The organism is Malaciobacter pacificus, assembly GCF_004214795.1.
GTDB lineage: Bacteria > Campylobacterota > Campylobacteria > Campylobacterales > Arcobacteraceae > Malaciobacter_A > Malaciobacter_A pacificus.
The window spans coordinates 1,578,243-1,604,242 of record NZ_CP035928.1; the positions used below are offsets into that span (position 1 = coordinate 1,578,243).

Genomic DNA, 26,000 nt, shown 5'->3' on the forward strand with positions numbered 1-26,000 from the left:
CTCTATTTCAACCATTTCTTTTAATTTCATAATGTCTATAAATAAAAAATATTGATATCACTAAGACTATAAATACAATCATGTATAATAAATTATTAACAATTTTATCTTTTTCTTTTTTTGTAATCGAAGTTACAGCTTTAGATAATATTGAATGTAAAACAAGTTCATTTTTAACTATACCCATTTTATAAGAGTTTTCAATACCAATTTTTAACGCAATTTTTATGTTTGGCAAATTTAATTCTTTCATTTTGTCAACTGTTCCTAAAAAAGAACCTATTGTTGCAAATATTTTTCCTTCAGATACCATTTCTAAAGCTTCATTCATAGATGAAACATATTTTATTTCAACATTTATATCTAAGTTTTCTTCCTGTTCAGGAGTTATAAATATATTGAACATCATTTTTTGTGACTATTACATCTGGTTCTGTATACAAGGTAGGTGTAAAATTTAGGAACTCTTTTCTCTTAGTTGTTTCATTTAAAAATGGCAAAACTTGACATTTTTTATTTTTGATAAACTCTAAACTTTCTATCCAACTTTCTGTAACTATTAATTCAAATTTTTTATTAATTTTCTTTTCTATTAATTTAATAAATTCTGATACTAATCCTTCATATTTATTATTTTTTATTACTTCATAGGGTTCCCAATTTGGATCAACACACATTTTAATTGTCTTCAAACTATCTAGATATTTTAACTCATCATAATTAAAAGAAATAAACTGTTTTTCGTCTTTAGTCAAATCAAGTTCACTAGAAAGTACTTGTAGTGGGATTATTAAAAAGAATAAGATATTTTTCAGTAAGTTCATATTTTTCTTTATTTTGTAAGATATCTAATTTTATAGATATCTTACTTATATATAACTATTTTTTTAAAACAGCAACAACTCTTCTGTTATTTGCTCTTCCCTCTGCCGTATCATTTGTATCTATTGGACTTAACTCTCCAAATCCTACTGAATTTAATCTCTCTTCTTCAATTCCATTTTCGATTAAATATGCTTTTACTGAGTCTGCTCTATTTTGTGATAGTACTTCATTATACTTCTCACTTGCTCTACTATCTGTATGTCCTTGAATCTCTGCGTTATATTTTGGATGTTTTTTCATAAATTCTATAAATGTATCTAGTCTTTGTGTAAAGTTTGAGTCTACTATATAACTATCTCTCTCAAACAATACTTTTAAATCAACTAACTTACTACATCCTAATTCATCTACTTCAAATCCTGCTGGCGTATTTGGACATTGGTCTATATTATTTAATACTCCATCTTTATCATCATCACCTATTACAACTGGTTTAGGCTCTTCTTTTTTCTGGCAACCTTCTTCTTTACAAGGAATTGTTTCTAAACAATCATCTTCTGTATCAATAATACCATCACCATCTACATCTTGATTTACAATAATTCCCCTCTCCTTATTCTCATACTCATTCTCAGATGTATTTGGTCCACTTACTGCTGATACCATTCCTGCGTTTAAACTTACCATTGCCCCTAAAGCTAATACTACTAATAATTTTTTCATGTTTTATTTTCCTCTACCTTTTATATTATGTTTATGTTTATATCTTGATCTATTTTTAACGTAACACTAGCATCACCTATATTTGTATAAGTTTTATTACCATCACCATCTACAACGTTATTAGTTGACCATGTTTTACCAGCTTCATTTACTAACTGAACATTATCAGAAGCATCTCCAAGTATCTCCAAATCATTATCACTATCTGTCATATCAATAACATCTTGTAATGAAAGTCCTGTAATATCATGATCTCCATTTTGAGTTAAATCTATTTTTTCTATGTTAGAAATATTTGATACATCTGATAAGTCTATACCACTATCTAAAACTAAAGTATCAGTTCCAGTTCCACCATCAACAGTATCACTTCCATCAAAGTTTATAGTATCATTTCCACCATCACCGTTTATAATATCAGCTCCTGCTCCACCATCAATAGTATCAACTCCATTTCCACCATTTAAAACATCATTTCCTGAACCACCATTGATTTCATCATCTCCACCTTGACCATTTATAGTGTCAGCATTACTGCTACCTTGAATAATATCATTATTTGCTGTTCCATCCATATCTTCTGTTGTATCAACAGTAGTATTTAAAGCAACATTTGAAACTGTTGTTTCACTTGATTTACTTCCATCATCAAGTTCAGAATATGCACTTACATTAATTGTATTAACTGTACCACTTGTAGTTGTAGAAACTAGTTTTAAATTTCCATTTGAAAGTGCTGTAATCGCATCAGCGTAATGGCTATCAGTTGCACTTCCAATATCTACTATCCAATCACTTCCAACTTTTGTAGCTGTTACTCCTGTCAAGTTTGAAGCATCTACATCAAAAGAATTCCCTAATCCAGATAGTTTTACAAATAAAGACTCACTTCCATCTTTATCTAATAAATCTAAACTATCTATAGTTAAAGATATTTCATATCCAGAACTTACAACATTTTTACCACTTATTGTAGTATTTACTTCATTTCCAACTGTACTTGTAAATGAAGTTACCCCACTTGCTTTTGATTCAAGTTCTATGTCAAAAGTTTTCCCTGTTATTTTTGTACTAGTGTCATTATTTGAGCTTTCCACAGTCCATGCGTCTACTGTAATTGTACCACCTTTATATCCTGTAGGTGTTTGAATATAAAGTGAGTTTATTTGATCATATGGAATATTAGCAACTGTATATTTTCCTGTATCACTATCATAACTAATATTACTAGCTGCTATTGTCGTACTACCATTATCTAAACTAAATGTAGTTCCATCAGGAAGGTTAGTAAACTCTACATAAACTGTCTCACTTCCATCTACATCTTTAACATTAGTATTTAGGTTTATTTTAGTCCAAGGAGAACTACTATCTACATACTCATCACCTAAGGCATCAGTAGGATTAAAAGAAATCAACTCATCTGCAACAGGGTTGAATACAATATCAAAATTCTCAGTTACTGTATTATTAGGAATACCTGTTTCTCCATAACTTATACTCAATTTTGCATCTGAAATTGTTCCATTAAAATTCTCAACACCAACTTTTTCAATACCAATTTTTGCAATATCTGTCGTTATGTCACTAATACCAAGAAAACTATACTCATAAATATAATCACCATTAGCATCTACACCAACAGGAGTTCCTGTAACTTCAGCTCCATCATAAGTAACTTTATATCCAAAAGGTATATCTTTTAGTATAACACTTGTTATTGACTCTGTATTATCATTTAATTCAACTGTGTTAGGTAAAGAGATGTTTACAACTTCATCTTCATTTCCATTGGCACTTGGATTAAAATCTGTAATATCATCATTGACAGCTTTTATATCATAAGTAGCTGTTTGACTTGATAATAAAGTTTGCGTTGTATAAGGGCTTGATTCTGGGTCTTCTTTAGATATAGTGTAGGCTTTTATGTCTATTACATCTTGAGCAATCACATTTGTATTAGGTGTGTATTTTATACTTAAAGAGTCTGTATAATCAACATTTTCTATTACATAATAATCTCCCGCAGGTAAAGAGTTGCCTTGATCATCACTCACACTATTTGCAGCTATTGTTGTAACACTTGGTAGGGTGAAGTTATCTCCTACAAATGTACCACCATTACCATTATCAGAAAGTTGTAAATAAACTTTTCCATCTATTATTTGAGTTCTTGTTCCATCTGCATCATTACTTAATGATATTGTGAATACATTATCACTACTATTTTCATCAACATCTGAACCTGATATATTTATAACTGTTTCATCTGTAACAGGGGCTATTTGTTTATCTAAAGATAAATCATATGTATTTGTATTATTTGTTCCTATAGTTTCTATAGAAAAATCAAAAGTTACATTTGAAAGCGTGTTTATATTTTCATTAGAATTTGGTGTTATAGTTATTGATTCTAATGCTGTTTGAATATCTGTATACGTTCCATCTCCAGGAAGAGAGTAAAAACTATTACCATTTTGTGTGATTAATTGCATACCAGAAATTGTTGCTCCATTTAAGTTTGAAACTAAAATAACGAAATCACCAGTGTCATTACCCACTATCCCATCTGCTACTTCTACTAAATCACTCAATGGTGTTCCTCTATCTTCAGTAAGATTTGTTGGTATTTTTTCACTCACTTCTAAATCAATAGGTGTAATATCCCCTGTATCAGTATTGCTAAAAGTATCTCCATCTATTACTAAAGTAAATGTTTGTGTATTTGTTAGAACATCTGCTCCTACATCTTGGTGGGAAATATTAATTGTAATTTCTTGATTTATATTAGGATAATTTGTATTTCCAACTTCAAATGATATTTTATTTACCTCACCTAAAACTTGATCCAATGTTAAATCATCGCTTATCTCAACACTCCAGATACCATTTCCATAATATGTACCATCATTTACATAAATTCCACTTGGTACATTATAAAGAGTAACGGTATTACTTATTGTTTCACTATCTAAATCTTGTCCATTTGAACTTTCACTTGCCATATCATCAGCTGTTAAATGAAGTGGCACTTGGAATTTTGTATTTGCATTTACTGTAACTGTTTGAGTTCCACTATTATAAGTAATATCATTAGTACCGTCACCGTCAATATCTGTAAATTCATCTAAAGTAAATGTTGCTGTATCAGTTACGGCATTTACTGTTACATTATATGTAGCTGTTGTGTAGTTTGTATTTGTTGAATCATAAGTACTATCACCAATTGTTGTATCAGTATAAGAAGAGCTATCATTTGTTGTATCACTCATAGTGTATCTAATTGGGAAACTATAATCTGTATCTAAATCAGCAGGTATTGAAGCTGTGATAACATCACTATCAACATCTACATTTACCCATCCATTACCAGTAATATCTATTCCATTTTTAAATAGGCTAACTCCAGTTAAACTAATACTATCAGTATCGATTTGAAGAGAAGTTAGAGCTTCATTTGAATCACCACCATTGTTAAAAGCAAAAGCTAATGTTTGTATTGTATCTTCATTTTGAGTTGTATTTTTATTGATACTTCCATCAATTTCTGGAGTTACTAAAATCGAAGTATCTACTGTAGTAATTGTTGATTTGTTTCCATCATCTTCAATTGTTTGAAGTTTTAATTTTATACTATTTACTTCTCCACTATAATTTTCAGGAATTACTAAAGTCACACTATCAAAGTTATCTTTTTCAACTAACCACTCTCTTGATGTACCACTACCACTTAATAAAACAGCAGGAGATGAGATATCAAATCCTGCAGGCACTCCTGTAATAGTTACAAACAATGACTCAGAACCATCTGTATCAACTGAAGTAAAGTTTGGAGTACTTGAGTCAAATAAATCTTTTAATAAAATAGAATCTGTATCTTCTGCAACAATTTTATTGTAAGTATTTGAGTTGCTATTTGTATCAGTTATTGTTTCTGTTGCAAGAGTAGCATGAGTAGGCTTATCTCCTACACCTTTAACATTTACTAAAACATCTAATCCATCTGCAGGAATAAAAGATGTATCATCTGTGATATCATTTCCATCCACAGTAACAGCATCTGTTGATTTTGCTTGTACATTTAATGTGATATTTTCATTTGAATTTTCTTCTGGAACATATCTAAGATCTCCTGCATTATCAAATGATTCAATATCTAATGTCCAAGTTGAACCAGGACTTGGGTTAGTATATAAAGTACCATTATAATATATCTGTGCTCCATCTGGAATATCATTTAATCTTAAATCATATGTTTCAGAATCATCTGCTGATGTAATTCCTATATTTAAAGGAATCCCACTTGCTCCATTATCATTTCTACCTGCATCTTCATTTCCAAATGACTGTTTTATTGCAACAGTTACAGTATCAGCAACAGGTTCAACAATGATAGTCAAAGTATCTCCTGAGCTTGTTTGAGTATTAGCAGTTTCTTTTCCAGAAGCATCATCATCATAATCAATTGATTTAACTTCAGTAGTCAATACTAGTTTTCCACTGTATTCAGCTGGTGCTTTTACTTCTAAGTTAGAAAGTTCAGATACTGGTATCTCTATTGCTGTTCCATTATATGTTAGTTCTGTAGTTCCATACTTAAATATAGTACCATCTAATTCATTTCCACTTCCATCTTTTGGAGTAAATAGTACAGTTGTTGTTTCTACACTATCTTCATTTGTTAAAGATAGAGAAAAGCCACTATCTGCTGTATTTAAATCAAAAAATTCATCTTCATTTGCTTTAGTTGTATAAGTATGATTACCTTGAGTAATAATATCTTTTCCAACTGTTCCAGCAGTATCACTATCTGTTCTTTCTGCAACTGGAGTAACTATAATATCAAAGGTATTTGTTTTAGTATTTGTTTGAGCATTAAGATCTTCATCTGTTACATCTTCTATAGTTAAACTAAATACTAAATCTTCTAAATCTGCACTTGAATGAGCTGGCGGTAGAATTTGAAGACCTTCAATTAATGCCTCTTTTTGGGATTCATTTAAACCACTAAAGTCTAAGATAAACTCTGTGTTTCCATTATCAGCACCTGTACTTGTATTATCAAATAGTAAATTATCACTTGAATCATATATCTTTACATCTGATGGTAAACTCGATATCTTAGCACTTGATATTGTTTCACTTCCATCATCATCCCTATTCATATCTATACTAATATTCATATCTATTTTTGTATCTTCAGAACCAGTGTTTCCTGCACTATTTATCCTAGAATCATTTGCATCTGGTGTGAAAGATATGCTTACAGTACTTTTAGACTCATCATATCCCAATTCAGATATTGACTCGTGAGTGGAAGGTAATATTCCAGTAGGTATATTTGACCAATCATCTTCATAAGATATAGCAAACACATCAATATCAACACTTCCACTATAATCTGAAGGCATCTTAATTTGAGCAGATGTAAATTTATCTTCTGGTATCTCAGCAACATATTTTCCATCTTGAAGTGTAAAGTTAGTACTTGATTTTCCACTATATTTAAATGTAGGAATATCTCCATCTGGGAATTCAGTTTTTGCTATTTCAAGTCTTATTATATGAGTTTCACTACCATCACTACTATCTCCAAAACTTTTTGAAGTAATAAATGAATCTATATCTAACCAAGTATCTTCATCTCCAGTTTGACTAGTAGTTCCAATTGTAGTATCATCTGCAACACCACTTATATTTATATCTTGATAAAGAGTAAACTCTTTTGTATCAAGTAAGTCTGTAGTACCATCATGTTCTTTATCAGTTGTAGAATCATTGTTATTATCAGGAGCATCTGTAACTGTAAAAGTATATTTTAAAGTATTATCTACATTTGTATCTGCTACAGGTATATATTTTACGTTTGTTGAATTATTTGCAACAAGAATAGTTACAGATGTATTTCCTGAACTTGCAGTAAATGAAACATCTGCATTGCTACCATCTTTATATTCAATAGTTGCACCAATAGCTATATCGCTTATAGTAATTTGTGAAACATCTACATTCTCTTCACTTCCATCACTTTCTCCAAGGTGTGCATTTGGATTTGGTATTGAAAGGTCAAGCTTAACTGTACTATCTTCTTGCCCATCGCTATTACCATCAATTAAATTATCTTCATTTATATCTAAATCAGTTAATTTATATTTCCCACTCTCTAATGTTGCACCAATACCAACATAATCTATATCATCAACTATTGGTAAAACATTTATATCTACTGTACCACTTGCTGTATCACCATCATTATCTGTTACAGTATAATTAAAACTAGGTGTTCCACTATAATCAGCTGTTGGAGTAAAAGTTAAAGAACCATCACCATTATTTGTTAAAGTACCTATAGTCTGACTTGTTGCATTTTCTATATTTCCAGAAAGAGTAATACTTCCTCCTGATGTAATAGTTGTTGCACTAACCGTTACTGCATTACCATTTTGATCAGTTGAATTACCTACAGTTATACCTCCATTAAATGCTTCATCTGATAAAAAGAAAGTAACTGCAGTATCTTCATTAGTACTTATTATTGCAGGACTTGCTTCTGGAGTTGAATCCACAATAGTTACATCAAAATTTGATGTTGCTACATCTCCATCACTATCAGTAACCTTATATCCAAATGTAATTGTTTTATTTACATCATCAGCTCCACTATGATCAATTTCATTATAAAGTTTAAAATCATAATTGGCACTAGCACTTGTAGTATCATTTAAATTTAAAACAAAAACTGTGTTAGCATTAGTTATAGCAGTATCATCATTTGTAGTTGCTGCAGTTAGTGTATCTCCATTTAAATGATAATACACCGTATCTCCAGAACTTGTTAAGCCACTATTTTGTTTATCAGTTATTCCATCAAATGTAACAACTATACTATCTTGAAGTTTTGTTATTCCAAGACTTCCTGTAGTATCCGTTCCATCTGTAGTTGCATCAACTATAACAGAATTTCCTGTAAGCCCTTGTAAATCATTTTCACTAACACTCATATCTTCATTTGCACCAATACTTGGTGCTGTATCCATGATAGTAATATTTTGAGAACCAGTTACACTAGCTTCATCACCTTCAACATCTTTTACAACATATGTGAAATTCAAATCATCTAATATATCATCACTTCCACTGGTACCTGGATGTGAGAAACTTGATGGAGGTGTATACTCCCAATTTCCATTATAATAAACTTTAAGTGTTCCATCTGCTGCTGAAGTAACTGTATTTGAACCATCTTCTAAAATAGTTTTAGTAGTTCCTGCAAAAGTAAACTCTACTATTCCAGCTTTATCTGTTCCTTGTGTAAAGTTAAGTATGTGTTCATTGGCTGTAGTTGAAAAAGGTATAGTTTCACTGTAACCTGATGTGTTATATGTTGTATATGTTTGAGTGGTATTATCAAATACTATTTTACTATCACCCTCTTTTACTACAATATCTGGATTATTTATATTATTTACAACTGGATCAGCACCATCTAAAATATCTATATATTGAGTAGCAGAACTCTCATCACCATCATAATCTTCAATAGTATAATCGAAGTTAGCATTAACATTTCCAGAACTATTATCTACACTTGCATTTGGAGTAAATAACCAATCTCCATTTTCCCAAACTTTTAATGTTCCATTAGCTGTAGTAACTTTTTTATAAGCTCCATTAGCATCTGTACCATCATCACTTGTTCCAAAAGTATATGTTTGGTTTGTGTCATATGTAAAGTCAACTAGTTTTAAATTACTATCAGCTCCTCCAACATCAGCCCCATCATCATTTATGTTTGTTATGACATTACCACTTATAGCACTTGCATTTTCTACCACTGTTTTAGGAGTTGATTGATTATCATTTTTAGCTTCTGGAATATCATCTATTATATTTACAATAAAACTTCCATCTGCTTTACTTCCATCTATATCTATAACATCATAATTAAACGTTAAAGGTTTTGTATTTTGTCCATCTGCATTGTCATGGTCTATTACACCACTTAATACAAAAGTGTGTTTAGCTGACGCTGCTGTAGTAGTACTTAAAGTATCAGTAAATATTGTATTCCCTGAGTTTACTCCACTTTCAGTAGATGATGTTGATGCGGTTAAAACTTTACTAGTACTATCTAACCAATAATATATTTGACTTCCATTACTTGTAAGTCCACTAACAGCACCTTCTGTAATATCAAAGATAGTATCAAAAGCATCTTGACCTGCAGTTATCTCTAATGATGATTCAACAGTTAATGCGTTATTATCTGGAGAAGTTCCAATTGTAGGTAAATCATCTTCATCTACACTTACGGTTGCTACTGTACCTACTTTAGGTGTAGTGTCCGTAACTGTTATAGTGTTTGTAGCACTATTTGAAATATCGCCATCACCATCTATAAGCGTGTAAGTAAAACTTCCTAGTGTTCCTGAATCATCATGGTCTACAGAACTAATTGGTGTAAATTCCCATGAACCGTCTTGATTTACTTTTAAAGTACCAGTTGGAGTTGTCAAATCAATCCCAAAGTTAATAGAATTAGAAACTGTAGCACCAGTACCATCGGTATAAGTAAAATCTTTTAATACAGCTCCATCAGCACCTTGTGTATCATTAGTAATTACATTTCCAGTAACTTTTACAGCACCTTCTTCTACTGATTTACTATCATTTACTGCTGTTGGTCCATCATCTAAGAACTCGATATCCAATGCATTTGTACTTGTTGTTGTTACACTATCATTATCTTGATCTGTGATTGTTTGTACTACTTTGATTCCTGCAGCATCTAGGTTTAACTCATCATTATGATTACTTCCTTCTAAAGGATGATCTAACTCCTCTTTTTGGATAACTATAATCTCACCTGTTGTTGCATTGATTGCTACACTAAATGCTTCTGTAGTCCCAGCTTTACCTATATATCCACCATTCCCATCTGATTCTAATACTATCTCATTTGCATGGGCTTGATCACTTACTAGGAATAAACCTGTATTTACTGTTGTTGCATTTAAACTATATCTTGTTGTCCCTTCTCCATCTTGTCCATATGATCCATCACTATTAAATAATCCTGTTACATCATTAGCTATTATTGTTACTGTATCTAATCCACCTGTCTCATCTAACTCTGCTACTGCTGTATTTGCTGTTGCTGTTGATGCTGTTGGTCCATCATCTAAGAACTCGATATCCAATGCATTTGTACTTGTTGTTGTTACACTATCATTATCTTGATCTGTGATTGTTTGTACTACTTTGATTCCTGCAGCATCTAGGTTTAACTCATCATTATGATTACTTCCTTCTAAAGGATGATCTAACTCCTCTTTTTGGATAACTATAATCTCACCTGTTGTTGCATTGATTGCTACACTAAATGCTTCTGTAGTCCCAGCTTTACCTATATATCCACCATTCCCATCTGATTCTAATACTATCTCATTTGCATGGGCTTGATCACTTACTAGGAATAAACCTGTATTTACTGTTGTTGCATTTAAACTATATCTTGTTGTCCCTTCTCCATCTTGTCCATATGATCCATCACTATTAAATAATCCTGTTACATCATTAGCTATTATTGTTACTGTATCTAATCCACCTGTCTCATCTAACTCTGCTACTGCTGTATTTGCTGTTGCTGTTGATGCTGTTGGTCCATCATCTAAGAACTCGATATCCAATGCATTTGTACTTGTTGTTGTTACACTATCATTATCTTGATCTGTGATTGTTTGTACTACTTTGATTCCTGCAGCATCTAGGTTTAACTCATCATTATGATTACTTCCTTCTAAAGGATGATCTAACTCCTCTTTTTGGATAACTATAATCTCACCTGTTGTTGCATTGATTGCTACACTAAATGCTTCTGTAGTCCCAGCTTTACCTATATATCCACCATTCCCATCTGATTCTAATACTATCTCATTTGCATGGGCTTGATCACTTACTAGGAATAAACCTGTATTTACTGTTGTTGCATTTAAACTATATCTTGTTGTCCCTTCTCCATCTTGTCCATATGATCCATCACTATTAAATAATCCTGTTACATCATTAGCTATTATTGTTACTGTATCTAATCCACCTGTCTCATCTAACTCTGCTACTGCTGTATTTGCTGTTGCTGTTGATGCTGTTGGTCCATCATCTAAGAACTCGATATCCAATGCATTTGTACTTGTTGTTGTTACACTATCATTATCTTGATCTGTGATTGTTTGTACTACTTTGATTCCTGCAGCATCTAGGTTTAACTCATCATTATGATTACTTCCTTCTAAAGGATGATCTAACTCCTCTTTTTGGATAACTATAATCTCACCTGTTGTTGCATTGATTGCTACACTAAATGCTTCTGTAGTCCCAGCTTTACCTATATATCCACCATTCCCATCTGATTCTAATACTATCTCATTTGCATGGGCTTGATCACTTACTAGGAATAAACCTGTATTTACTGTTGTTGCATTTAAACTATATCTTGTTGTCCCTTCTCCATCTTGTCCATATGATCCATCACTATTAAATAATCCTGTTACATCATTAGCTATTATTGTTACTGTATCTAATCCACCTGTCTCATCTAACTCTGCTACTGCTGTATTTGCTGTTGCTGTTGATGCTGTTGGTCCATCATCTAAGAACTCGATATCCAATGCATTTGTACTTGTTGTTGTTACACTATCATTATCTTGATCTGTGATTGTTTGTACTACTTTGATTCCTGCAGCATCTAGGTTTAACTCATCATTATGATTACTTCCTTCTAAAGGATGATCTAACTCCTCTTTTTGGATAACTATAATCTCACCTGTTGTTGCATTGATTGCTACACTAAATGCTTCTGTAGTCCCAGCTTTACCTATATATCCACCATTCCCATCTGATTCTAATACTATCTCATTTGCATGGGCTTGATCACTTACTAGGAATAAACCTGTATTTACTGTTGTTGCATTTAAACTATATCTTGTTGTCCCTTCTCCATCTTGTCCATATGATCCATCACTATTAAATAATCCTGTTACATCATTAGCTATTATTGTTACTGTATCTAATCCACCTGTCTCATCTAACTCTGCTACTGCTGTATTTGCTGTTGCTGTTGATGCTGTTGGTCCATCATCTAAGAACTCGATATCCAATGCATTTGTACTTGTTGTTGTTACACTATCATTATCTTGATCTGTGATTGTTTGTACTACTTTGATTCCTGCAGCATCTAGGTTTAACTCATCATTATGATTACTTCCTTCTAAAGGATGATCTAACTCCTCTTTTTGGATAACTATAATCTCACCTGTTGTTGCATTGATTGCTACACTAAATGCTTCTGTAGTCCCAGCTTTACCTATATATCCACCATTCCCATCTGATTCTAATACTATCTCATTTGCATGGGCTTGATCACTTACTAGGAATAAACCTGTATTTACTGTTGTTGCATTTAAACTATATCTTGTTGTCCCTTCTCCATCTTGTCCATATGATCCATCACTATTAAATAATCCTGTTACATCATTAGCTATTATTGTTACTGTATCTAATCCACCTGTCTCATCTAACTCTGCTACTGCTGTATTTGCTGTTGCTGTTGATGCTGTTGGTCCATCATCTAAGAACTCGATATCCAATGCATTTGTACTTGTTGTTGTTACACTATCATTATCTTGATCTGTGATTGTTTGTACTACTTTGATTCCTGCAGCATCTAGGTTTAACTCATCATTATGATTACTTCCTTCTAAAGGATGATCTAACTCCTCTTTTTGGATAACTATAATCTCACCTGTTGTTGCATTGATTGCTACACTAAATGCTTCTGTAGTCCCAGCTTTACCTATATATCCACCATTCCCATCTGATTCTAATACTATCTCATTTGCATGGGCTTGATCACTTACTAGGAATAAACCTGTATTTACTGTTGTTGCATTTAAACTATATCTTGTTGTCCCTTCTCCATCTTGTCCATATGATCCATCACTATTAAATAATCCTGTTACATCATTAGCTATTATTGTTACTGTATCTAATCCACCTGTCTCATCTAACTCTGCTACTGCTGTATTTGCTGTTGCTGTTGATGCTGTTGGTCCATCATCTAAGAACTCGATATCCAATGCATTTGTACTTGTTGTTGTTACACTATCATTATCTTGATCTGTGATTGTTTGTACTACTTTGATTCCTGCAGCATCTAGGTTTAACTCATCATTATGATTACTTCCTTCTAAAGGATGATCTAACTCCTCTTTTTGGATAACTATAATCTCACCTGTTGTTGCATTGATTGCTACACTAAATGCTTCTGTAGTCCCAGCTTTACCTATATATCCACCATTCCCATCTGATTCTAATACTATCTCATTTGCATGGGCTTGATCACTTACTAGGAATAAACCTGTATTTACTGTTGTTGCATTTAAACTATATCTTGTTGTCCCTTCTCCATCTTGTCCATATGATCCATCACTATTAAATAATCCTGTTACATCATTAGCTATTATTGTTACTGTATCTAATCCACCTGTCTCATCTAACTCTGCTACTGCTGTATTTGCTGTTGCTGTTGATGCTGTTGGTCCATCATCTAAGAACTCGATATCCAATGCATTTGTACTTGTTGTTGTTACACTATCATTATCTTGATCTGTGATTGTTTGTACTACTTTGATTCCTGCAGCATCTAGGTTTAACTCATCATTATGATTACTTCCTTCTAAAGGATGATCTAACTCCTCTTTTTGGATAACTATAATCTCACCTGTTGTTGCATTGATTGCTACACTAAATGCTTCTGTAGTCCCAGCTTTACCTATATATCCACCATTCCCATCTGATTCTAATACTATCTCATTTGCATGGGCTTGATCACTTACTAGGAATAAACCTGTATTTACTGTTGTTGCATTTAAACTATATCTTGTTGTCCCTTCTCCATCTTGTCCATATGATCCATCACTATTAAATAATCCTGTTACATCATTAGCTATTATTGTTACTGTATCTAATCCACCTGTCTCATCTAACTCTGCTACTGCTGTATTTGCTGTTGCTGTTGATGCTGTTGGTCCATCATCTAAGAACTCGATATCCAATGCATTTGTACTTGTTGTTGTTACACTATCATTATCTTGATCTGTGATTGTTTGTACTACTTTGATTCCTGCAGCATCTAGGTTTAACTCATCATTATGATTACTTCCTTCTAAAGGATGATCTAACTCCTCTTTTTGGATAACTATAATCTCACCTGTTGTTGCATTGATTGCTACACTAAATGCTTCTGTAGTCCCAGCTTTACCTATATATCCACCATTCCCATCTGATTCTAATACTATCTCATTTGCATGGGCTTGATCACTTACTAGGAATAAACCTGTATTTACTGTTGTTGCATTTAAACTATATCTTGTTGTCCCTTCTCCATCTTGTCCATATGATCCATCACTATTAAATAATCCTGTTACATCATTAGCTATTATTGTTACTGTATCTAATCCACCTGTCTCATCTAACTCTGCTACTGCTGTATTTGCTGTTGCTGTTGATGCTGTTGGTCCATCATCTAAGAACTCGATATCCAATGCATTTGTACTTGTTGTTGTTACACTATCATTATCTTGATCTGTGATTGTTTGTACTACTTTGATTCCTGCAGCATCTAGGTTTAACTCATCATTATGATTACTTCCTTCTAAAGGATGATCTAACTCCTCTTTTTGGATAACTATAATCTCACCTGTTGTTGCATTGATTGCTACACTAAATGCTTCTGTAGTCCCAGCTTTACCTATATATCCACCATTCCCATCTGATTCTAATACTATCTCATTTGCATGGGCTTGATCACTTACTAGGAATAAACCTGTATTTACTGTTGTTGCATTTAAACTATATCTTGTTGTCCCTTCTCCATCTTGTCCATATGATCCATCACTATTAAATAATCCTGTTACATCATTAGCTATTATTGTTACTGTATCTAATCCACCTGTCTCATCTAACTCTGCTACTGCTGTATTTGCTGTTGCTGTTGATGCTGTTGGTCCATCATCTAAGAACTCGATATCCAATGCATTTGTACTTGTTGTTGTTACACTATCATTATCTTGATCTGTGATTGTTTGTACTACTTTGATTCCTGCAGCATCTAGGTTTAACTCATCATTATGATTACTTCCTTCTAAAGGATGATCTAACTCCTCTTTTTGGATAACTATAATCTCACCTGTTGTTGCATTGATTGCTACACTAAATGCTTCTGTAGTCCCAGCTTTACCTATATATCCACCATTCCCATCTGATTCTAATACTATCTCATTTGCATGGGCTTGATCACTTACTAGGAATAAACCTGTATTTACTGTTGTTGCATTTAAACTATATCTTGTTGTCCCTTCTCCATCTTGTCCATATGATCCATCACTATTAAATAATCCTGTTACATCATTAGCTATTATTGTTACTGTATCTAATCCACCTGTCTCATCTAACTCTGCTACTGCTGTATTTGCTGTTGCTGTTGATGCTGTTGGTCCATCATCTAAGAACTCGATATCCAATGCATTTGTACTTGTTGTTGTTACACTATCATTATCTTGATCTGTGATTGTTTGTACTACTTTGATTCCTGCAGCATCTAGGTTTAACTCATCATTATGATTACTTCCTTCTAAAGGATGATCTAACTCCTCTTTTTGGATAACTATAATCTCACCTGTTGTTGCATTGATTGCTACACTAAATGCTTCTGTAGTCCCAGCTTTACCTATATATCCACCATTCCCATCTGATTCTAATACTATCTCATTTGCATGGGCTTGATCACTTACTAGGAATAAACCTGTATTTACTGTTGTTGCATTTAAACTATATCTTGTTGTCCCTTCTCCATCTTGTCCATATGATCCATCACTATTAAATAATCCTGTTACATCATTAGCTATTATTGTTACTGTATCTAATCCACCTGTCTCATCTAACTCTGCTACTGCTGTATTTGCTGTTGCTGTTGATGCTGTTGGTCCATCATCTAAGAACTCGATATCCAATGCATTTGTACTTGTTGTTGTTACACTATCATTATCTTGATCTGTGATTGTTTGTACTACTTTGATTCCTGCAGCATCTAGGTTTAACTCATCATTATGATTACTTCCTTCTAAAGGATGATCTAACTCCTCTTTTTGGATAACTATAATCTCACCTGTTGTTGCATTGATTGCTACACTAAATGCTTCTGTAGTCCCAGCTTTACCTATATATCCACCATTCCCATCTGATTCTAATACTATCTCATTTGCATGGGCTTGATCACTTACTAGGAATAAACCTGTATTTACTGTTGTTGCATTTAAACTATATCTTGTTGTCCCTTCTCCATCTTGTCCATATGATCCATCACTATTAAATAATCCTGTTACATCATTAGCTATTATTGTTACTGTATCTAATCCACCTGTCTCATCTAACTCTGCTACTGCTGTATTTGCTGTTGCTGTTGATGCTGTTGGTCCATCATCTAAGAACTCGATATCCAATGCATTTGTACTTGTTGTTGTTACACTATCATTATCTTGATCTGTGATTGTTTGTACTACTTTGATTCCTGCAGCATCTAGGTTTAACTCATCATTATGATTACTTCCTTCTAAAGGATGATCTAACTCCTCTTTTTGGATAACTATAATCTCACCTGTTGTTGCATTGATTGCTACACTAAATGCTTCTGTAGTCCCAGCTTTACCTATATATCCACCATTCCCATCTGATTCTAATACTATCTCATTTGCATGGGCTTGATCACTTACTAGGAATAAACCTGTATTTACTGTTGTTGCATTTAAACTATATCTTGTTGTCCCTTCTCCATCTTGTCCATATGATCCATCACTATTAAATAATCCTGTTACATCATTAGCTATTATTGTTACTGTATCTAATCCACCTGTCTCATCTAACTCTGCTACTGCTGTATTTGCTGTTGCTGTTGATGCTGTTGGTCCATCATCTAAGAACTCGATATCCAATGCATTTGTACTTGTTGTTGTTACACTATCATTATCTTGATCTGTGATTGTTTGTACTACTTTGATTCCTGCAGCATCTAGGTTTAACTCATCATTATGATTACTTCCTTCTAAAGGATGATCTAACTCCTCTTTTTGGATAACTATAATCTCACCTGTTGTTGCATTGATTGCTACACTAAATGCTTCTGTAGTCCCAGCTTTACCTATATATCCACCATTCCCATCTGATTCTAATACTATCTCATTTGCATGGGCTTGATCACTTACTAGGAATAAACCTGTATTTACTGTTGTTGCATTTAAACTATATCTTGTTGTCCCTTCTCCATCTTGTCCATATGATCCATCACTATTAAATAATCCTGTTACATCATTAGCTATTATTGTTACTGTATCTAATCCACCTGTCTCATCTAACTCTGCTACTGCTGTATTTGCTGTTGCTGTTGATGCTGTTGGTCCATCATCTAAGAACTCGATATCCAATGCATTTGTACTTGTTGTTGTTACACTATCATTATCTTGATCTGTGATTGTTTGTACTACTTTGATTCCTGCAGCATCTAGGTTTAACTCATCATTATGATTACTTCCTTCTAAAGGATGATCTAACTCCTCTTTTTGGATAACTATAATCTCACCTGTTGTTGCATTGATTGCTACACTAAATGCTTCTGTAGTCCCAGCTTTACCTATATATCCACCATTCCCATCTGATTCTAATACTATCTCATTTGCATGGGCTTGATCACTTACTAGGAATAAACCTGTATTTACTGTTGTTGCATTTAAACTATATCTTGTTGTCCCTTCTCCATCTTGTCCATATGATCCATCACTATTAAATAATCCTGTTACATCATTAGCTATTATTGTTACTGTATCTAATCCACCTGTCTCATCTAACTCTGCTACTGCTGTATTTGCTGTTGCTGTTGATGCTGTTGGTCCATCATCTAAGAACTCGATATCCAATGCATTTGTACTTGTTGTTGTTACACTATCATTATCTTGATCTGTGATTGTTTGTACTACTTTGATTCCTGCAGCATCTAGGTTTAACTCATCATTATGATTACTTCCTTCTAAAGGATGATCTAACTCCTCTTTTTGGATAACTATAATCTCACCTGTTGTTGCATTGATTGCTACACTAAATGCTTCTGTAGTCCCAGCTTTACCTATATATCCACCATTCCCATCTGATTCTAATACTATCTCATTTGCATGGGCTTGATCACTTACTAGGAATAAACCTGTATTTACTGTTGTTGCATTTAAACTATATCTTGTTGTCCCTTCTCCATCTTGTCCATATGATCCATCACTATTAAATAATCCTGTTACATCATTAGCTATTATTGTTACTGTATCTAATCCACCTGTCTCATCTAACTCTGCTACTGCTGTATTTGCTGTTGCTGTTGATGCTGTTGGTCCATCATCTAAGAACTCGATATCCAATGCATTTGTACTTGTTGTTGTTACACTATCATTATCTTGATCTGTGATTGTTTGTACTACTTTGATTCCTGCAGCATCTAGGTTTAACTCATCATTATGATTACTTCCTTCTAAAGGATGATCTAACTCCTCTTTTTGGATAACTATAATCTCACCTGTTGTTGCATTGATTGCTACACTAAATGCTTCTGTAGTCCCAGCTTTACCTATATATCCACCATTCCCATCTGATTCTAATACTATCTCATTTGCATGGGCTTGATCACTTACTAGGAATAAACCTGTATTTACTGTTGTTGCATTTAAACTATATCTTGTTGTCCCTTCTCCATCTTGTCCATATGATCCATCACTATTAAATAATCCTGTTACATCATTAGCTATTATTGTTACTGTATCTAATCCACCTGTCTCATCTAACTCTGCTACTGCTGTATTTGCTGTTGCTGTTGATGCTGTTGGTCCATCATCTAAGAACTCGATATCCAATGCATTTGTACTTGTTGTTGTTACACTATCATTATCTTGATCTGTGATTGTTTGTACTACTTTGATTCCTGCAGCATCTAGGTTTAACTCATCATTATGATTACTTCCTTCTAAAGGATGATCTAACTCCTCTTTTTGGATAACTATAATCTCACCTGTTGTTGCATTGATTGCTACACTAAATGCTTCTGTAGTCCCAGCTTTACCTATATATCCACCATTCCCATCTGATTCTAATACTATCTCATTTGCATGGGCTTGATCACTTACTAGGAATAAACCTGTATTTACTGTTGTTGCATTTAAACTATATCTTGTTGTCCCTTCTCCATCTTGTCCATATGATCCATCACTATTAAATAATCCTGTTACATCATTAGCTATTATTGTTACTGTATCTAATCCACCTGTCTCATCTAACTCTGCTACTGCTGTATTTGCTGTTGCTGTTGATGCTGTTGGTCCATCATCTAAGAACTCGATATCCAATGCATTTGTACTTGTTGTTGTTACACTATCATTATCTTGATCTGTGATTGTTTGTACTACTTTGATTCCTGCAGCATCTAGGTTTAACTCATCATTATGATTACTTCCTTCTAAAGGATGATCTAACTCCTCTTTTTGGATAACTATAATCTCACCTGTTGTTGCATTGATTGCTACACTAAATGCTTCTGTAGTCCCAGCTTTACCTATATATCCACCATTCCCATCTGATTCTAATACTATCTCATTTGCATGGGCTTGATCACTTACTAGGAATAAACCTGTATTTACTGTTGTTGCATTTAAACTATATCTTGTTGTCCCTTCTCCATCTTGTCCATATGATCCATCACTATTAAATAATCCTGTTACATCATTAGCTATTATTGTTACTGTATCTAATCCACCTGTCTCATCTAACTCTGCTACTGCTGTATTTGCTGTTGCTGTTGATGCTGTTGGTCCATCATCTACAATTGCTATACTTAATATTGATGTTTGAGTATCTGCTGTTGTATCTGTATCTTTTACAGTTATACTTATATCATCTTTTGTGATTGTTGTTGAATCCACATTATCTTTTAATGTATATACATAATCTATTGTTACTGTTCCATCTGCTGCTTTTGAGTAACCATTAAGTACTAATGTACCTTCACCTGTATCTATAGTAGTAGTATTACTTGAAGTAATCGCTTCTACTTGCGTTTTACTAAGTGTTGTTCCACCTACTACAAGTTCTAATAAACCATCTAGAGTTTTAAAAGTAAAGCTTGAATCTACTATATCACTATCATTTGGATTACTTCCATCTGCTAATCCACTCTCATTTACACTTTGTCCTGTTGGAACTGTAAGCTCAACTCCATCATCTTCACCATTTATTGTTATTGTTAATGTGGTTGTACTTATATCTCCATCACTATCTGTAATCGTATAAGTAAATGTATCTGTTAATGTTTCACCTGTTGTTAAATCTTGTACATCTAAGTTTGTATTATCTAAGGTATATGTATAAGATCCATCACTTGCTATATTTACTTTACCATAAGTCCCTATTACATCACTTGCTACATTTGAAGTTGCATCTGCAGAGGTATCTGAACCTGCTTTTACTCCTGTTACTGGAGTACTTGTTGTATCTGCTCCTATTGTATCATTTGTAAATACATTATCTGTCACACTAGCAACATCTTCTTTTATTGAGTTTGTATCTAGAGTTGCTGTTGGTGTGTCATCTACAATTGCTATACTTAATATTGATGTTTGAGTATCTGCTGTTGTATCTGTATCTTTTACAGTTATACTTATATCATCTTTTGTGATTGTTGTTGAATCCACATTATCTTTTAATGTATATACATAATCTATTGTTACTGTTCCATCTGCTGCTTTTGAGTAACCATTAAGTACTAATGTACCTTCACCTGTATCTATAGTAGTAGTATTACTTGAAGTAATCGCTTCTACTTGCGTTTTACTAAGTGTTGTTCCACCTACTACAAGTTCTAATAAACCATCTAGAGTTTTAAAAGTAAAGCTTGAATCTACTATATCACTATCATTTGGATTACTTCCATCTGCTAATCCACTCTCATTTACACTTTGTCCTGTTGGAACTGTAAGCTCAACTCCATCATCTGCACCATTAATTGTAATAGTTAATGTTGTTGTACTTATATCTCCATCACTATCTGTAATCGTATAAGTAAATGTATCTGTTAAGCTTTCACCTGTTGTTAAATCTTGAACATTTAGGTTTGCATTATCTAATGTATATGTATAAGCTCCAGTACTATCTAAAACAATTGATCCATAAATTCCACTTAATGAAGAACCAACTGTTCCAGCTGTATCAGCTGAATTTTTAATAGCTGTTACAGTTGCGCCATCTGCACCTACTATATCATCTTGAGAATCATCTGTTGTATTATTTATAACATTAGCACTTACTGTATTTGGACTTGCATCTTCTGTAATAGCATTTGTATCTGCTACTGCTGTTGGCACATCATCTACTATTGTGATTTTTAGTGTTGAAGTAATCGTATCTGTATCTGTATCTGTATCATTTACTACTATTACTATATCATCTGTATACTCTGCATTTGTATGTGTTTGATTATCTTTTAGAGTATATTTATAACCTATTGTAATTGTTCCATCTGCTGCTTTACTATATCCATTAAGTACTAGTGTACCTTCACTTGTATCTATAGTAGTAGTATTACTTGAAGTAATCGCTTCTACTTGCGTTTTACTAAGTGTTGTTCCACCTACTGTTATATCTTTTAAGCCATCTAATGCTTTTAGTGTAAAGCTTGAATCTACTTTTAAATCATTTACATCTGGTGCACTTCCATCACTTAATCCACTCTCATATACTACATGATCAGTTATAAGTCCTTTTGTTCCTGTTGTATCATTTGGAACAGTTACAGTTACACCATCATCTTCACCATTTATTGTTATTGTTAATGTGGTTGTACTTATATCTCCATCACTATCTGTAATCGTATAAGTAAATGTATCTGTTAATGTTTCACCTGTTGTTAAATCTTGTACATCTAAGTTTGTATTATCTAAGGTATATGTATAAGATCCATCACTTGCTATATTTACTTTACCATAAGTCCCTATTACATCACTTGCTACATTTGAAGTTGCATCTGCAGAGGTATCTGAACCTGCTTTTACTCCTGTTACTGGAGTACTTGTTGTATCTGCTCCTATTGTATCATTTGTAAATACATTATCTGTCACACTAGCAACATCTTCTTTTATTGAGTTTGTATCTAGAGTTGCTGTTGGTGTGTCATCTACAATTGCTATACTTAATATTGATGTTTGAGTATCTGCTGTTGTATCTGTATCTTTTACAGTTATACTTATATCATCTTTTGTGATTGTTGTTGAATCCACATTATCTTTTAATGTATATTCATAATCTATTGTGATTGTTCCATCTGCTGCTTTACTATATCCATTAAGTACTAGTGTACCTTCACCTGTATCTATAGTAGTAGTATTACTTGAAGTAATCGCTTCTACTTGCGTTTTACTAAGTGTTGTTCCACCTACTACAAGTTCTAATAAACCATCTAGAGTTTTAAAAGTAAAGCTTGAATCTACTATATCACTATCATTTGGATTACTTCCATCTGCTAATCCACTCTCATTTACACTTTGTCCTGTTGGAACTGTAAGCTCAACTCCATCATCTGCACCATTAATTGTAATAGTTAATGTTGTTGTACTTATATCTCCATCACTATCTGTAATCGTATAAGTAAATGTATCTGTTAAGCTTTCACCTGTTGTTAAATCTTGAACATTTAGGTTTGCATTATCTAATGTATATGTATAAGATCCATCACTTGCTATATTTACTTTACCATAAGTCCCTATTACATCACTTGCTACATTTGAAGTTGCATCTGCAGAGGTATCTGAACCTGCTTTTACTCCTGTTACTGGAGTACTTGTTGTATCTGCTCCTATTACATCATCTTGTGAATTATTTGAGCTATCAAATACATTATCACTTACACTTATTTCATCTTCTATGATAGATTTTGTATCTACTACTGCTGTTGGTGTGTCATCTGTTACAGTAATAGTTAAAGTTGATGTTTCAGTTAATGTTCCATCACTAAGTGTATAAGTAATAATATCACTTAAATCACCTGAAGAATGATCTTCTTTTGGATCTGAAGTAAATGTGTATGAACCATTTTCATTTACTGTTATATTTCCATATATTGTATCAACAGAAGCTGTTCCTCCAATTAAAGTTGCTGTCTGTGTATTTCCACTTTCATCTGTATAATCAAATTGTGTAATTTTACCATTAATACCAATTTCATCATTTGTTAAGATATTGCCAGTGATAGTATTCGAACCTTCTTTAACTGTTGAAGTATCAGGATTAGGTTCAACATCATCATAAATAATACCGATAACATTATCGTTAGTTGGCAATATATTTTCATATGTAGAATTATTATCTAGAATACTTAAAATTTTTAATTTATAACTTTCACTTCCTTCAACTAATATATCATCAAAAGCACTATTTGAAATAGTTGCTGTACCTGAACTGCCAATTGTCACTTGAATCGTTCTTGTTGGATTAAAATCAACGTTTTCTGTTTCATCAGTTGAAGTAGGATATTCAAGATTAACTGTAATTGATGTATTTGAAGCAGGACTTATTGGATCCCCATTTAAATCTACAAGAGTAACAGTATGAGTTAAATTTTCACCTTCGTATACTGTTGAATCTTGTGTTAATTTTACATAAACTGTATCATTATCATCTATTATTGTTGTTACTACTGCTGTTGTATCATGAATTACATTTTCATAAGCAGTTGCGTTTGTATATGTATCATCTGTTATTTGCACATTAAATGTTTCACCAGAATCTGCTACATAATCATCTAAGGCATTTGCAGAGAATACTGTATTTAATGCTACTGTTTGGTTTGTTCCTGCAAAGTCTAAATCACTATTAGCTGCTGTTCCTGTTCTTTTTGCACTATCATCAGTGAATGTAATATCTACATTACCTGATGCTCCAACTATTTGATTTCCTGAAGGATCTACTAATATTGCTTTATAGTATGCTGTCTCACCCTCTGCTATTGTTGCTGGTGCTATCTCATTTCCATTTATATCTGTTGATACTAATTTTACTGTTACACTATCTAATGTTCCTGGCTCTTCTGGATCACTTGGGTCATTTGGTGTATTTGGTTTTGAATCATCTATAATTGTTGTTGTTACTCTATCTGCCTGACTATCAATAAATAAATTATCAAATCCACCACCTACAGCATCTATAATTACAATAGTATAAGGCTCGTTATTATCTGAGATATAATCATCAATAGTTTCAATTATAAAGGTTGTTTCTTTTTCTCCTGCTGGAATAGTTACTTCTTTAATAGATGTGTAATCTGTACCATCAATTGCTACACCACTATAAGATAAAGTCACTAACATATCAGTCGAGGCAGTTTCAGTAAGTGACAATGTATATATTGTTTCATTACCTTCATAAACAATAGAAGCTCCACTTATTGATAATGTAGCTTGTGTAAATAAAATATCATCACCAAAAATATTTTCATCTTCTTCTCTAAAATTTAAAACAGGTTCTCTTAAGTCAGCAATTACATTTGCCACATCAGCATTTCTATCTAATTCTCTAGCTTTTGATGAATCTGATTGAATTTGCTCTTCTTCATTATTTTCATTATTATCATTATCGTTTTCAACAACTAAATTTTCTTCATTAACTAAATCATTTTCTAACGAATCTAATGTATCATTATCTATAACTGTATCTTGAAAATCAACTGGAGCATTATTTGTAACAGTTTGATCTAATAGTAAATTATTTTGATTATTTACTATCACTTCTTGCCCATTATTTAATTCAATAGTCGTATTCTGATTAGCATTAACTGTAGTTTCATCTAAAGTATTTAGAGTTTGTCCATCAATAAGCTCTAGAATATTTCCAGACTCATCAACAAGTTGTATTTGTCCATTAACTACTTCAACAACTCCTTGTATTTGATCACCTATTTTAACTTCTAAACCTTCTTGTAATTGAACAGCATTACCATTTTCATCTACTATTTGAAAATTTCCATTTACTTCTTGTACTTTTCCTATTGTTTCTGCCATAGTATGTCCCTAGTAAAATTTTATATACTATAATAGCAATTTTTAGTCATTTACTAATTGTACTATAGTACAGTATTAGAAAATTTAGAAGTTTATAATACTCTGGATTTAGATCTTTGAAGCAAACAAAAGTTTGGCATTAAAACACAAACTTTTTGCTAATACTCTTGGAATGAGTCTCATCGCTTAATTTAGTACTTTTACATGCTCATACTAAAAAGGCTTCATGGTGGGTAATGCAATACCATATAGAAGATATGGAAA

The 26,000-nt window shown here is 32.8% G+C and carries 4 protein-coding genes; all 4 read right to left on the bottom strand.

The features are described 5' to 3' along the window. Positions 1–7 precede the first annotated feature (7 nt). From APAC_RS07995 to APAC_RS08010, 4 genes are read right to left on the bottom strand one after another with little or no spacing between them, the layout of a single operon-like run. Entirely contained in the window at positions 8–409 is a 402-nt protein-coding gene (locus tag APAC_RS07995; protein ID WP_130233616.1) for a type 2 periplasmic-binding domain-containing protein, read from the bottom strand. Further along, positions 381–824: a transporter substrate-binding domain-containing protein gene (locus APAC_RS08000; RefSeq protein WP_130233617.1), complete on the bottom strand. Its 444-nt coding sequence runs from the start codon at positions 822–824 to the stop codon at positions 381–383. The genes APAC_RS07995 and APAC_RS08000 overlap by 29 nt, the downstream gene beginning before the upstream one ends. A 55-nt stretch (positions 825–879) precedes the next feature. Continuing rightward, positions 880–1,548: an OmpA family protein gene (locus APAC_RS08005; RefSeq protein ID WP_130233618.1), complete on the bottom strand. Its 669-nt coding sequence runs from the start codon at positions 1,546–1,548 to the stop codon at positions 880–882. Positions 1,549–1,568: 20 nt separating this feature from the next. Next, entirely contained in the window at positions 1,569–25,736 is a 24,168-nt protein-coding gene (locus APAC_RS08010) for a DUF5801 repeats-in-toxin domain-containing protein (RefSeq protein ID WP_130233619.1), read from the bottom strand. Positions 25,737–26,000: the final 264 nt, after the last annotated feature.